This is a genomic window from Pseudomonas sp. SCT (genome assembly GCF_003864275.1).
In the GTDB taxonomy this organism is placed as follows: domain Bacteria; phylum Pseudomonadota; class Gammaproteobacteria; order Pseudomonadales; family Pseudomonadaceae; genus Stutzerimonas; species Stutzerimonas stutzeri_AE.
The window spans coordinates 119939-131866 of the sequence record NZ_BDJA01000003.1 but is presented as its reverse complement, the minus strand read 5'-3'; the positions used below and the strand labels follow the sequence as shown (position 1 = coordinate 131866).

Here is an 11928-nt window from a genome sequence, read left to right as displayed (position 1 = left end):
GTCAACTCTTGGCGATCAGATTGCCGGCGTGCAGGCCGCATTCCTTGTGAGTCGCTTCCTCCCACCACCAGCGGCCTTCGCGTTCGTGCTGGTTGGGCAGTACCGGGCGGGTGCACGGCTCGCAGCCAATGCTGACAAAGCCGCGCTCGTGCAGGCTGTTGTAGGGGATTTCCAGCATGCGGATATAGCCCCAGACTTCCTCACTGCTCATCTGCGCGAGCGGGTTGAACTTGTACAACGTGTTTTCCGGGGTAGAGAACGCAGTGTCCACTTCCAGCACGGAAACCTGGCTGCGCGTGCCAGGGCTCTGATCGCGGCGCTGACCGGTAGCCCAGGCGCGGACGGTAGCGAGCTTGCGCCGCAGCGGCTCGATCTTGCGGATGCCGCAGCACTCGCCGTGACCGTCGCGGTAGAAGCTGAACAAGCCCTTCTCGCTGACCAGCGGCTGCAGCAGTGCCGGGTCCGGCGTCATGATCTCGATGGTGATGCCGTAGTGCTCGCGTACCTGTTCGATGAAGCGGTAGGTTTCGCTGTGCAGGCGGCCGGTGTCGAGGGTAAACACCTTGACGTTCTTGTTCAGCTTCCAGGCCATATCCAGCAGGACAACGTCCTCGGCGCCACTGAACGAGATCCACAGGTCATCACCGAATAGATCGAAGGCGAGCTTGAGTATGTCTTGCGGAGACTTATCGGCGTAGGCGGCAGCCAGCGCGGCGACATCGATGGATTGGCTCATCAGGCGGCTTCCTTATGGTTGCATCGGCGCTTTGGCGCTCTGAGGCGGCGGATGGTAGCAAAAGGTATTTATGCTGCTAAATAACCTTTAAGTGCCGCATTCAGCTGTTTCGGGTATAAGCCTTGCGTTGCTTCGGTCGCGCGCTGCCGCTAGAGTGCCGCCTTCAATTTTCTGCATTGAGGAGTGGCCCGTGGAAATAGCCTGTCTCGACCTGGAAGGTGTTCTGGTTCCGGAAATCTGGATCGCCTTTGCCGAGGCCACCGGAATCGAATCGCTCCGGGCCACCACGCGGGACATCCCCGATTACGACGTGCTGATGAAGCAGCGTCTGCGCATTCTCGATGAGCATGGCCTGAAGCTTGCCGACATCCAGAAGGTCATCGCGACCCTGAAGCCGCTGGAAGGTGCGCCGGAATTCGTCGACTGGCTGCGCGAGCGCTTCCAGGTGGTGATTTTGTCCGACACGTTCTACGAGTTCTCCCAGCCGTTGATGCGCCAGCTGGGTTTCCCGACGCTGCTCTGCCACCGTCTGATCACCGACGAGACCGATCGCGTCGTGGATTATCAGCTGCGTCAGAAGGACCCCAAGCGTCAATCGGTCATCGCGCTGAAGAGCCTGTATTACCGCGTGATCGCTGCGGGTGACTCCTACAACGACACCACCATGCTCAGCGAAGCCCATGCCGGCATCCTGTTCCATGCGCCGGACAATGTGATTGCCGAATTTCCGCAGTTCCCGGCAGTGCACACCTTCGACGAGCTGAAACAGGAATTCCTCAAGGCGTCGAATCGCAAGCTGGCGTTCTGAGCCCCGCGGGGTTGAGCGACTGGCTACGCTGGTCGCTCTAGCCTGGCAGCTGCTCCAGGGTTTGCAGCAGCACCTTCACCTTGTCGATCGATTCCTGGTATTCCGCCTGCCAGTCGGAATCGGCGACGATGCCTCCGCCGCCCCAGCAACTGACCTGTCCGTCACGGATGAGCAGGGTGCGAATGGCGATGGAGCTGTCCATTTCGCCCCTCACGTCAATGTAGAGCAGCGAGCCGCAATAGATGGCGCGCCGCGTCGGCTCAAGTTCGTCGATGATCTGCATGGCGCGGATCTTTGGTGCACCGGTGATCGAACCACCCGGAAAGCTGCCAGCGAGCAGATCGAACGCATCGTGATGATCGGCCAGCTCTCCAGTCACGCAGCTCACCAGATGATGCACGTTGGGGTAGCTTTCCAGGGCGAAAAGCTCCGGCACGCGCACGCTGCCGATCCGGCAGCTCCGGCCCAGGTCGTTGCGCAACAGATCGACGATCATCAGATTCTCGGCGCGGTCCTTTTCGCTGGCGAGCAAGGCTTGCGCTTGCTCGGCATCGCTATGCTCGTCCCCACCGCGTGGTCGAGTGCCCTTGATCGGGCGGGTTTCCACGTGGCCCTGATGCAGGCGCAGGAAACGCTCGGGCGAGAGGCTGGCGATAGCGCCATCATCCAGGGCAACGAAGCCAGCGTAGGGTGTAGGGCAAGCCTCGCGGAGCGCGCAGTAGGCTGCCCAGGCGTCACCTGAGTATCCGGCGCGGAAGCGCTGCGTGAAGTTGACCTGATAGCAGTCGCCGGCCTGGATGTATGCCTGAATGCGCTCGATGCCGTGGCGGTAAGCGTCGATGCTCAGGTCTGCACGGAAGCGATCCAACAGCCGGAAGGTCGCGCTTTCGCCAACGCCCGCTGAATCGAACAGGTGTATCAGTCGCTCACGCTCGGGTTCGGCCAAGGCCGGGTGGAACATCAGCTGACTGGTTTGCCGCTGATGGTCAGTGATCAGTGCCCAGTCATAGAGGCCGAAGCGTGCCAGAGGCAGGCCGCTGTCGTCTTCGGCTTGCTGTGGAAGAGTCTCCAGGCGCGAACCGAAGTCATAGCTCAGAAGACCGATCAGGCCTCCAGTGAACGGCAGTTCACTGTCGTCAGGCAGTTCGGCATCACCGAGTTCGCGCAGCTTCTGGCGCAGTCGCTGGAAGAATGTACGCCCCGACTCCTTTTCGTCAGGCTCAAGCACGCTCAATGGCCAGGCACTGAGAATGTCGAAGCGTCCTCGCGTGGCCTTCGGCCTGCCTGAGTCGAGCAGGACGGCGCCCGGGGCGTGACGGATGCGTTCGAACCAGTAAGCGGGATCAGCCTGATAGGGCAGGGCGTGCAGCGTGCAGATGGGCATGGGTCGAATCGGTGCAAGGGCAGCCCGTGAGGATACGCGGCTGCCCGGTTTGCGTCATTCAGGCATGTGGTGGCACGTGCCCGAACAATTCCTGGGAGAACTTCACGCGCTCTTCGGGCGTTTCCTGAATGCCTTTTTCCTTGAGTTCCGCGATGCGGTTCTCGACGGCGTGCGCGCGGTGCGTCAGGCCGCAATCGTTGGCAATCTGGATGTTCAAGCCCGGGCGAGCATTCAGTTCAAGGATCAGCGGGCCCTTGTCCTGATCGAGCACCATGTCGACACCGATGTAGCCAAGTCCGCAGAGCTCGTAGCAGCCAGCGGCAAGCTTCATGAAGCCGTCCCAGTTGGGTAGTTGCACGCCATCCACCGCATTGGTGGTGTCCGGGTGCTTGGTGATCTTGTTGTTCAGCCAGGTGCCACGCAGGGTGATGCCGGTAGCCAGATCCACGCCGACCCCGATGGCGCCCTGGTGCAGGTTGGCCTTGCCACCCGACTGGCGGGTCGGCAGGCGCAGCATGGCCATGATCGGGTAACCCATCAGCACGATGATGCGAATGTCCGGCACGCCTTCATAGCTGATGCTCTTGAAGATCGGGTCGGGTGTGACACGGTACTCGATCAGTGCACGGTCGCGATGGCCGCCCAGAGAGTAGAGGCCGGTAAGGATGTTGGAAATCTGATGCTCGATCTCGTCGTGCGACATGATCTTGCCGGACACCGTCTTGTAGCGACCTTCGAAACGGTCGGCGATCACCAGGATGCCGTCGCCGCCAGCGCCTTGGGCCGGCTTGACGACGAAATCGGTGTGGTCCTTGACGATGTCCTTGAGCTTGTCGATGTCCTTTTCGGTCTCGATGATCCCGTACATCTCCGGCACGTGAATGCCGGCCTCGATCGCGCGCTGCTTGGTGATGATCTTGTCATCGACAATCGGATACAGATTGCGCTTGTTGTACTTGAGCACGTAGTCCGCGTTGCGGCGGTTGATGCCCATGATGCCCTTGGCTTCCAGGGCCTTCCACGTCTTGATCAGACCGAACATGGCTCAATCCTTCAGAAAGGCTTTGAAGCGGAACAGCTCGGTCAGGCGGTAGCCGCGATAGCGACCCATCGCCAGCATGAAGCCCACCATGATCAGCAGCACGGCCGGGAAGGTGAAGATGAAGTAGGTCAGCTCCCGGATGTTCATCAGCATGAAGGCCAGGCTCGCAGCGATCAGCGTGCCGACCGCCACCTTGAAGGCATGACCACCGCCGCGCTCTTCCCAGGTGATGGACAGGCGTTCGATGGTCATGGTCAGGATCACCATCGGGAACAGTGACACCGACAGGCCGCGCTCGAGGCCGAGCTTATGGCTGAGCAGGCTGATCACCGCGATCAGCACCACGACGAAGGTCAGCACCACCGACAGGCGCGGCAGCATCTGCAGCTTCAGGTGCTCCAGATATGAGCGCAGCGACAGGCCGAGCGCGGTGATCAGGGTGAACAGGATGATGCCGAAACCGATCTGGGTTTCGCGGAAAGCCAGGGCGATCAGCACGGGGGTAAAGGTGCCGAGGGTCTGCAGGCCGCCGAGGTTGCGCAGGATCAGGATTACCAGCACGCCGATCGGGATCATGATCATGATCTGGTAGGTCTGCTGGGTCTGCAGCGGCAGGCCGTAGAGCGAATACTCGAGGAAACCGGCTTCGGTGTTCTCATCGGTCAGCTTGGCCAGGCGAATGGCGTTCATCTCGCTGTTGTTCAGGGTGAAGGTCACCTGCGGGTTGCGCCCGCCCTCCAGGCTGATCAGCGGCTCGTCGCCGGTCCACCAGACCAGGCGATCATTCGGCAGGCCCTGCTCGCCGGTGCCTGGGTTGAAGAACAGCCACTTGTCGCCATTGAAGCTGCGCAGCCAGAGCTCCGGTGTCTGCGGCTGGTCGGCGTTCAGGCGGATGGTGTGTACGCGCTCCATCGGCACATGGGCGATGGACAGCAGCAGCTCGATGACGCGGGCCTTGTTCGGGATCGAGGTGTCGCCGCCCAGTAGCAGCTTGACGTTGTCATCGTTGGGGTTGTTGACCCGCTTGATGGCCTCGCTGATGAACGTCTCGACGTCGGCCGAATGCTGACGGATCGGCGAGAGCAGGGCTTCGGCAGCGATCTTTTCTGCGCCTTCGACCGGAATGCTGTCGCGGAAGATCGGCCCGGTAGCCTTGGTCTGTTCGCCGCTGTAGCGCTTGGTCAAAACCAGGCGGTAATAAAGTGTCTGGTTGCCGCTGGCGCGACGGGCGGACCAGGTCACACGGCGGTTGCCGTCGACGCGATTGACGCTGACACCATAGTTGTTGGAGATGAAGCTCTCGTTGAGGCTGACGAATTCCTGATTCAGCGGCGGCACGTACATCTGCAGCTTCACGGGCTCGCGCGGGCTGGCCTGGAATTCGACCTTGGCGTCGATGTTCCACAAGTCATCGGTTTCGTCTTCGGTAACCGGGATGCCCAGTACGAAGATCTGGTAGGCGGTAATCGAAATTCCCAGGGCGACGAGCAGGAAAATCAGGACTTTCAGATGCAGTGTGAGAGCGCGCATGGGTATTACTCGTCAGCGTCAGATTCGTTGAGGCAGCCGGGTTTGCCGGCAATAAAGGTACGACTTGGGTCCACCAGGGCGCCGAAGCGGGTGAGAGCGTCGGAACCGATCAAAAGTGGGTATTGGAAAGCGGTTCGGTCGGTGAGGTTCACTTCGATGGTGCGTTTAGCTTTCCCCATGCACAGATCGAGCTCGATCACCGGCCGTGCCGTATAGGTTTTTTCCTCTTCCGGGTCGTAGTCGCCGGCGCGGCGCTTGATCCTGCTGATACGCGCCAGCGGGCGTTCGATGGGGTGCGCGTGGGCGCTGTCGACGGCCAGATAGAAGCGTACCCAGGATTCGCCCTTGCGTTTGAATCGCGTGATGTCACGGGCACTAAGTGACGCGGTCTGCGCGCCGGTGTCGAGTTTGCCTTCGACTTCCAGGCCGAAATCCGGCAAGCCGACGTTTTCGGTCAGGCCATAGATCGTCTTGTTTCCAGCCAGGCTGGCGGTGGGCAGGGTCAATACGCAGAACAGCAGGAAGAAGGCTTTAACTCTCATGGAACCTGTTGTCGTGAGGGAAGGGAAGAAACGACTGGGTACGACGCTGATGCGGCAGGCGGGCGTCCACGGCGCGAAAGGCTGGCATTCTAGCATGCGCCTTTCCGCGCTAGGCAACGGCGGCCGCGGCCTGGCATGTCCGCGTGCGTTGTAGTCGCCCTCGTACGACTTTAGTAAAGGTGTCGACAATCCAGGGTTGCAGACTGTTGACGAGTTGGCTTATCGGGCGTAGTTTCGCGCCATCGAAACCTGAATTGTCGACAATCATGCTGGATACCGTTGAACTTCCCCCATCCGTGCAGCAGCTTGATAGTGGAACACTGTCGGAGCACGTGTTTCGCCTGATTCAGGCCGCTATCGTCAAAGGCGAGATTGCGCCGGGAAGCAAGATATCCGAGCCGGAGCTGGCGCGTACCTATGGCATCAGTCGCGGGCCGCTGCGTGAGGCGATTCATCGGCTGGAAGGGCAGAAGCTGCTGGTTCGCGTGCCGCATGTCGGTGCGCGGGTGGTTTCGCTGAGCCATGCCGAGCTGATCGAGCTCTATGAGATTCGTGAATCCCTCGAAGGCATGGCCTGTCGTCTTGCGGCCGAGCGCATGAGCGAGGCAGAGATCGATGATCTGCGCCGGGTGCTGAGCACCCATGAGCGCGACGAAGCGTTCCAGGCCGGCGTCGGTTACTACCAGCAGGAAGGCGATTTCGACTTTCATTACCGGATCATTCAGGGCAGCGGCAATCGCACGCTGGCCAAGCTGCTCTGCGACGAGCTTTACCAGCTTGTGCGCATGTATCGCATCCAGTTCTCCACCACACCGAACCGGCCGCACCAGGCCTTCGCCGAACACCATCGAATTCTCGACGCCATCGCCGAGCGCGACGGTGAGCTGGCGGAGCTGTTGATGCGGCGGCATATCGCTGCTTCCAAGCGCAATGTCGAGCGCCATTTCAAGGGCGCTCTTGAACAAACACCACACAAAAGGGGTAATGCATGACTCTTCCTTCTGCCGGTCAGCGTTTCCGTGACGCCGTGGCCAGTGAGCATCCGCTGCAGGTCGTCGGCGCGATCAATGCCAACCACGCGCTGCTGGCCAAGCGTGCCGGCTTCAAGGCCATCTACCTGTCCGGTGGTGGTGTCGCGGCGGGTTCCCTAGGGCTACCGGATCTCGGCATCACCGGTCTTGATGATGTGCTGACCGACGTACGTCGTATTACCGACGTCTGCGATCTGCCGCTGCTGGTGGATGTCGACACCGGCTTCGGTTCATCGGCCTTCAACGTGGCGCGCACCGTCAAGTCGATGATCAAGTTCGGCGCGGCGGCGATCCACATCGAAGACCAGGTCGGCGCCAAGCGCTGCGGTCATCGTCCGAACAAGGAGATCGTTTCCCAGCAGGAGATGGTCGACCGCATCAAGGCCGCCGTCGATGCGCGTACCGATGACAGCTTCGTGATCATGGCGCGTACCGATGCGCTGGCCGTGGAAGGTCTCAATTCCGCACTGGATCGTGCCGCCGCCTGCATCGAGGCCGGTGCTGACATGATCTTCCCGGAGGCCATCACCGAGCTGGCGATGTACAAGACCTTCGCCGATCGCGTGAAGGCGCCGATCCTGGCCAACATCACCGAATTCGGTGCCACGCCGCTGTACACCACCGAAGAGCTGGCTAGCGTCGACGTTTCTCTGGTGCTCTATCCGCTGTCGGCCTTCCGCGCCATGAACAAGGCGGCCGAGAACGTCTACACCGCGCTGCGCCGTGACGGTACGCAGAAGAATGTGATCGACACCATGCAGACCCGCATGGAGCTCTACGATCGCATCAACTACCACGCCTTCGAGCAGCACCTCGATTCGTTGTTTGCGCAGAAAAAAAGCTGAGTAAGCAGGCCCCGCCAGTTGTTGGTGGGGCTTTAGCGACCCATTTTTCCAACGTGATTTTGCAGTATCCAGAACAAATCCAAGAAGGAGATAGCAATGGCTGAAGCAAAAGTACTGAGTGGTGCTGGTCTGCGTGGACAGATCGCCGGACAGACTGCCCTGTGCACCGTCGGCAAGACCGGCGCTGGCTTGACCTACCGCGGTTACGACGTGCGTGATCTGGCCGCCGAGTGCGATTTCGAGGAAGTTGCCTATCTGCTGTTCTACGGTGAGCTGCCAACTGCCCAGCAACTGGCGGACTACAAGAATCGCCTGAAAACCATGCGTGACCTGCCTCAGGCTCTCAAGGAAGTGCTCGAGCGTATTCCGGCAAATGCCCATCCGATGGATGTCATGCGTACCGGTTCTTCCGTGCTCGGTACTCTGGAGCCGGAAGTCAGCTTCGAGCAGCAGCGTGATGTGGCAGAGCGCCTGATGGCCGCCTTCCCGGCGATCATGTGCTACTGGTATCGCTTCACCCACGACGGTGTGCGTATCAACTGCACCAGCGATGAAGACACTCTGGGTGGTCATTTCCTCGCGCTGCTGCATGACAAGAAGCCGAGCGACCTGCACGTCAAGGTCATGAACGTCTCGCTGATCCTCTACGCCGAGCACGAGTTCAACGCCTCGACCTTTACCGCCCGTGTTTGTGCTTCGACGCTGTCCGACCTCTATTCCTGTGTGACCGGTGCCATCGGTTCGCTGCGCGGCCCGCTGCATGGCGGCGCCAACGAAGCGGCGATGGACATGATCGAGCAGTGGACGAGCCCGGAAGAAGCGCGTGAAGCGATTCTCGGCATGCTCGAGCGCAAGGACAAGATCATGGGCTTTGGCCACGCGATCTACAGCGTTTCCGATCCGCGCAACGAGGTCATCAAGGTCTGGGCCAAGAAGCTCGCTGACGAAGTGGGCGATACCGTGCTCTATCCGGTCTCGGTCGCCGTCGACGAAACCATGTGGGAGCAGAAGAAGCTGTTCCCGAACGCCGACTTCTACCATGCCTCCGCCTATCACTTCATGGGCATCCCGACCAAGCTGTTCACGCCGATCTTCGTCTGCTCGCGCGTCACCGGCTGGGCGTCCCATGTGTTCGAACAACGCAGCAACAACCGGATCATTCGGCCGAGCGCCGAGTACATCGGTCCGGAACAGCGCAAGGTTGTCCCGATCGCCCAGCGCTGATCGGAGCTGGGGGCTCGCAACACGGGCTCCCAGGCCTTGCCCCTCGAATCATTACTGGATTGAGTTCTTCCGGCATGAATACAGAACACCGCAAACCTTTGCCAGGTACTGGGCTTGACTACTTCGACACCCGTGAGGCGATCGAAGCCATCCAGCCCGGTTCCTACGACAAGCTGCCCTATACCTCCCGCGTACTTGCCGAACAGCTGGTGCGTCGCTGTGAGCCCGAAGCGCTGACCGATTCGCTGAAGCAGATCATCGAGCGCAAGCGCGACCTCGATTTCCCCTGGTACCCGGCGCGCGTGGTTTGTCACGACATCCTCGGCCAGACTGCGCTGGTCGATCTCGCCGGCCTGCGTGATGCGATCGCAGAGCAGGGTGGCGACCCGGCGAAGGTCAATCCGGTGGTGCCGACGCAGCTGATCGTCGACCACTCGCTGGCGGTGGAATTTGCCGGTTTCGATCCGGATGCGTTCGAGAAGAATCGCGCCGTCGAGGAGCGTCGCAACGAGGACCGCTTCCACTTTATCGAGTGGACCAAAACGGCGTTTAAAAACGTCGACGTGATCCCCGCCGGCAACGGCATCATGCACCAGATCAACCTGGAGAAGATGTCGCCGGTGATCCAGGCGCGCGGTGGCGTGGCCTTCCCGGATACCTGTGTCGGCACCGACTCGCACACCCCGCACGTCGATGCGCTGGGCGTCATCGCCATCGGTGTCGGCGGCCTGGAAGCCGAAACCGTGATGCTTGGCCTGCCGTCGATGATGCGCCTGCCCGACATCGTCGGTGTGCGTCTGACTGGCAAGCGTCAGCCAGGTATTACCGCGACCGATATCGTCCTCGCGCTGACCGAGTTCCTGCGCAAGGAACGTGTGGTCGGAGCCTGGGTCGAGTTCTTTGGTGAAGGCGCCGACAGCCTGACCATCGGTGATCGCGCGACCATTTCCAACATGTGCCCGGAATACGGCGCAACTGCTTCGATGTTCTACATCGATCAGCAGACCATCGACTACCTCAAGCTGACCGGCCGTGAGCCGGAGCAGGTCGCCCTGGTCGAGCAGTACGCTAAGGAAACTGGCCTGTGGGCAACCGCTCTCGAAGGTGCCGAGTACGAGCGCGTGCTCGAGTTCGATCTGTCCAGCGTCGTGCGCAACATGGCTGGCCCTTCCAACCCGCACAAGCGCCTGCCGACTTCGGCGCTGCACGAGCGCGGCATTGCCGATGAAGACAAGCTGGCTGCAGCGCGCGCCGAAGAGGCCGAAGGTCTGCTGCCCGATGGTGCCGTGATCATTGCCGCCATCACCAGCTGCACCAACACCTCCAACCCGCGTAACGTGGTGGCCGCCGGTCTGCTTGCGAAGAAGGCCAACGAGCTGGGTCTGGTGCGCAAGCCTTGGGTGAAGACCTCCTTCGCGCCGGGCTCCAAGGTCGCCAAACTGTATCTGGAAGAGGCCGGTCTGCTGAGCGAGCTGGAAAAGCTTGGTTTCGGCATCGTCGCCTACGCCTGCACCACCTGCAACGGCATGTCCGGTGCGCTGGATCCGGTGATCCAGCAGGAGATCATCGAGCGCGACCTGTATGCCACCGCGGTCCTCTCTGGCAACCGCAACTTCGATGGCCGTATCCACCCTTACGCCAAGCAGGCATTCCTTGCCTCGCCGCCACTGGTGGTTGCCTACGCCATCGCCGGGACCGTGCGCTTTGACATCGAGCAGGATGTGCTGGGCACCGACAAGAACGGCAACCCGATCACCCTGAAGGACCTCTGGCCGTCCGACGAAGAGATCGACGCCATCGTCGCGTCCTCGGTAAAGCCTGAGCAGTTCAAGCAGATCTACATCCCGATGTTCGATCTGGGCACCATCGAGGAAGCCAAGAGCCCGCTGTACGACTGGCGTCCGATGTCCACCTACATCCGTCGTCCGCCGTACTGGGAAGGCGCGCTGGCTGGCGAGCGTACGCTCAAGGGTATGCGTCCGCTGGCGATCCTGCCAGACAACATCACCACCGATCACCTGTCGCCATCCAACGCAATCCTGCTGGATTCGGCCGCCGGTGAGTACCTGGCGAAGATGGGCCTGCCCGAGGAAGACTTCAACTCCTATGCCACCCATCGCGGCGACCACCTGACTGCGCAGCGCGCGACGTTCGCCAACCCGCAGTTGGTCAACGAGATGGCGGTGGTCGACGGCAAGGCGCAGAAGGGTTCGCTGGCCCGCGTCGAGCCGGAGGGCAAGGTGATGCGCATGTGGGAAGCCATCGAAACCTACATGAACCGCAAGCAGAACCTGATCATCGTCGCCGGTGCCGACTACGGTCAGGGCAGCTCGCGCGACTGGGCGGCCAAAGGCGTACGCCTGGCCGGTGTCGAGGTGATCGTCGCCGAAGGCTTTGAGCGTATCCACCGCACCAATCTGGTCGGCATGGGCGTGCTGCCGGTCGAGTTCAAGCCAGGCACCACGCGCCTGACGCTTGGCCTCGATGGCACCGAAACCTTCGATATCGAAGGCGAGCTGTCGCCGCGCTGCGATCTGACCCTGGTCATTCACCACATGAGCGGTGAAGAAACCCGCGTCCCGGTCACCTGCCGTCTCGACACCGCGGCCGAAGTCAGCGTGTATCAGGCTGGCGGCGTGCTGCAGCGTTTCGCCAAGGACTTCCTCGGTCAGGCGTGACTACCAATCGGCCGCTCTGCTTCGGTGCAACCTCATGTACTGAAGCGGGGCGGCGATTGCATCTTTCATCTGCGCTGCGGCCAGCCGGTGGCAGCGGTTTCATGAGGA

At 61.2% G+C, this 11928-nt stretch carries 10 protein-coding genes; 5 read left to right on the top strand and 5 right to left on the bottom strand.

All coding sequences use genetic code 11. The features are described from left to right. Position 1: 1 nt before the first annotated feature. Positions 2–736 (bottom strand): phosphoadenylyl-sulfate reductase, encoded by a 735-nt coding sequence (locus BHD08_RS09075; protein WP_125021664.1) that lies wholly within the window; start codon positions 734–736, stop codon positions 2–4. Between the two features lie 190 nt (positions 737–926). On the opposite strand from BHD08_RS09075, the gene thrH reads away from it, so the two are divergent. Then, the gene (thrH, locus tag BHD08_RS09070; RefSeq protein ID WP_015277116.1) at positions 927–1544 is read left to right on the top strand and encodes a bifunctional phosphoserine phosphatase/homoserine phosphotransferase ThrH; all 618 of its coding nucleotides are present in this window, start codon (positions 927–929) and stop codon (positions 1542–1544) included. 37 nt (positions 1545–1581) lie between these two features. Here thrH and pabB read toward each other — a convergent pair whose 3' ends face one another. The 4 genes from pabB to BHD08_RS09050 are packed head-to-tail and all read right to left on the bottom strand — an operon-like array spanning position 1582 to position 6042. Then, entirely contained in the window at positions 1582–2928 is a 1347-nt protein-coding gene (gene pabB / locus BHD08_RS09065) for an aminodeoxychorismate synthase component I (protein WP_125021662.1), read from the bottom strand. A gap of 58 nt (positions 2929–2986) precedes the next feature. Then, the gene (locus BHD08_RS09060; RefSeq protein WP_015277114.1) at positions 2987–3970 is read right to left on the bottom strand and encodes an alpha-L-glutamate ligase-like protein; all 984 of its coding nucleotides are present in this window, start codon (positions 3968–3970) and stop codon (positions 2987–2989) included. A 3-nt stretch (positions 3971–3973) separates the two neighbouring features. After that, positions 3974–5500, bottom strand: a complete 1527-nt coding sequence (locus BHD08_RS09055; protein WP_015277113.1) for an inactive transglutaminase family protein — start codon at positions 5498–5500, stop codon at positions 3974–3976. 5 nt (positions 5501–5505) lie between these two features. Further along, positions 5506–6042: an ATP-dependent zinc protease gene (locus tag BHD08_RS09050; protein ID WP_041756639.1), complete on the bottom strand. Its 537-nt coding sequence runs from the start codon at positions 6040–6042 to the stop codon at positions 5506–5508. Between the two features lie 266 nt (positions 6043–6308). On the opposite strand from BHD08_RS09050, the gene BHD08_RS09045 reads away from it, so the two are divergent. The 4 genes from BHD08_RS09045 (at position 6309) to acnD (ending at position 11820) form a co-directional block, all read left to right on the top strand. Continuing rightward, on the top strand, positions 6309–7034 hold the full coding sequence (locus BHD08_RS09045; protein ID WP_015277111.1) for a GntR family transcriptional regulator: 726 nt from the start codon (positions 6309–6311) through the stop codon (positions 7032–7034). Next, positions 7031–7918 carry a methylisocitrate lyase gene (gene prpB, locus BHD08_RS09040; RefSeq protein ID WP_125021660.1) on the top strand — a complete coding sequence of 296 codons (888 nt, stop codon included), beginning with the start codon at positions 7031–7033 and terminating at the stop codon, positions 7916–7918. The genes BHD08_RS09045 and prpB overlap by 4 nt, the downstream gene beginning before the upstream one ends. A 96-nt stretch (positions 7919–8014) precedes the next feature. Beyond that, on the top strand, positions 8015–9142 hold the full coding sequence (gene prpC / locus BHD08_RS09035; RefSeq protein ID WP_015277109.1) for a 2-methylcitrate synthase: 1128 nt from the start codon (positions 8015–8017) through the stop codon (positions 9140–9142). Between the two features lie 74 nt (positions 9143–9216). Further along, positions 9217–11820, top strand: a complete 2604-nt coding sequence (gene acnD, locus BHD08_RS09030; protein ID WP_015277108.1) for a Fe/S-dependent 2-methylisocitrate dehydratase AcnD — start codon at positions 9217–9219, stop codon at positions 11818–11820. Positions 11821–11928 lie beyond the last annotated feature (108 nt).

Bases quoted from the DNA above. Each gene is read 5' to 3' on its own strand.
- BHD08_RS09075 (WP_125021664.1), bottom strand. From the start codon at position 736: ATGAGCCAATCCATCGATGTCGCCGCGCTGGCTGCCGCCTACGCCGAT.
- pabB (WP_125021662.1), bottom strand. From the start codon at position 2,928: ATGCCCATCTGCACGCTGCACGCCCTGCCCTATCAGGCTGATCCCGCT.
- BHD08_RS09060 (WP_015277114.1), bottom strand. From the start codon at position 3,970: ATGTTCGGTCTGATCAAGACGTGGAAGGCCCTGGAAGCCAAGGGCATC.
- BHD08_RS09055 (WP_015277113.1), bottom strand. From the start codon at position 5,500: ATGCGCGCTCTCACACTGCATCTGAAAGTCCTGATTTTCCTGCTCGTC.
- BHD08_RS09050 (WP_041756639.1), bottom strand. From the start codon at position 6,042: ATGAGAGTTAAAGCCTTCTTCCTGCTGTTCTGCGTATTGACCCTGCCC.
- BHD08_RS09045 (WP_015277111.1), top strand. From the start codon at position 6,309: ATGCTGGATACCGTTGAACTTCCCCCATCCGTGCAGCAGCTTGATAGT.
- prpB (WP_125021660.1), top strand. From the start codon at position 7,031: ATGACTCTTCCTTCTGCCGGTCAGCGTTTCCGTGACGCCGTGGCCAGT.
- prpC (WP_015277109.1), top strand. From the start codon at position 8,015: ATGGCTGAAGCAAAAGTACTGAGTGGTGCTGGTCTGCGTGGACAGATC.
- acnD (WP_015277108.1), top strand. From the start codon at position 9,217: ATGAATACAGAACACCGCAAACCTTTGCCAGGTACTGGGCTTGACTAC.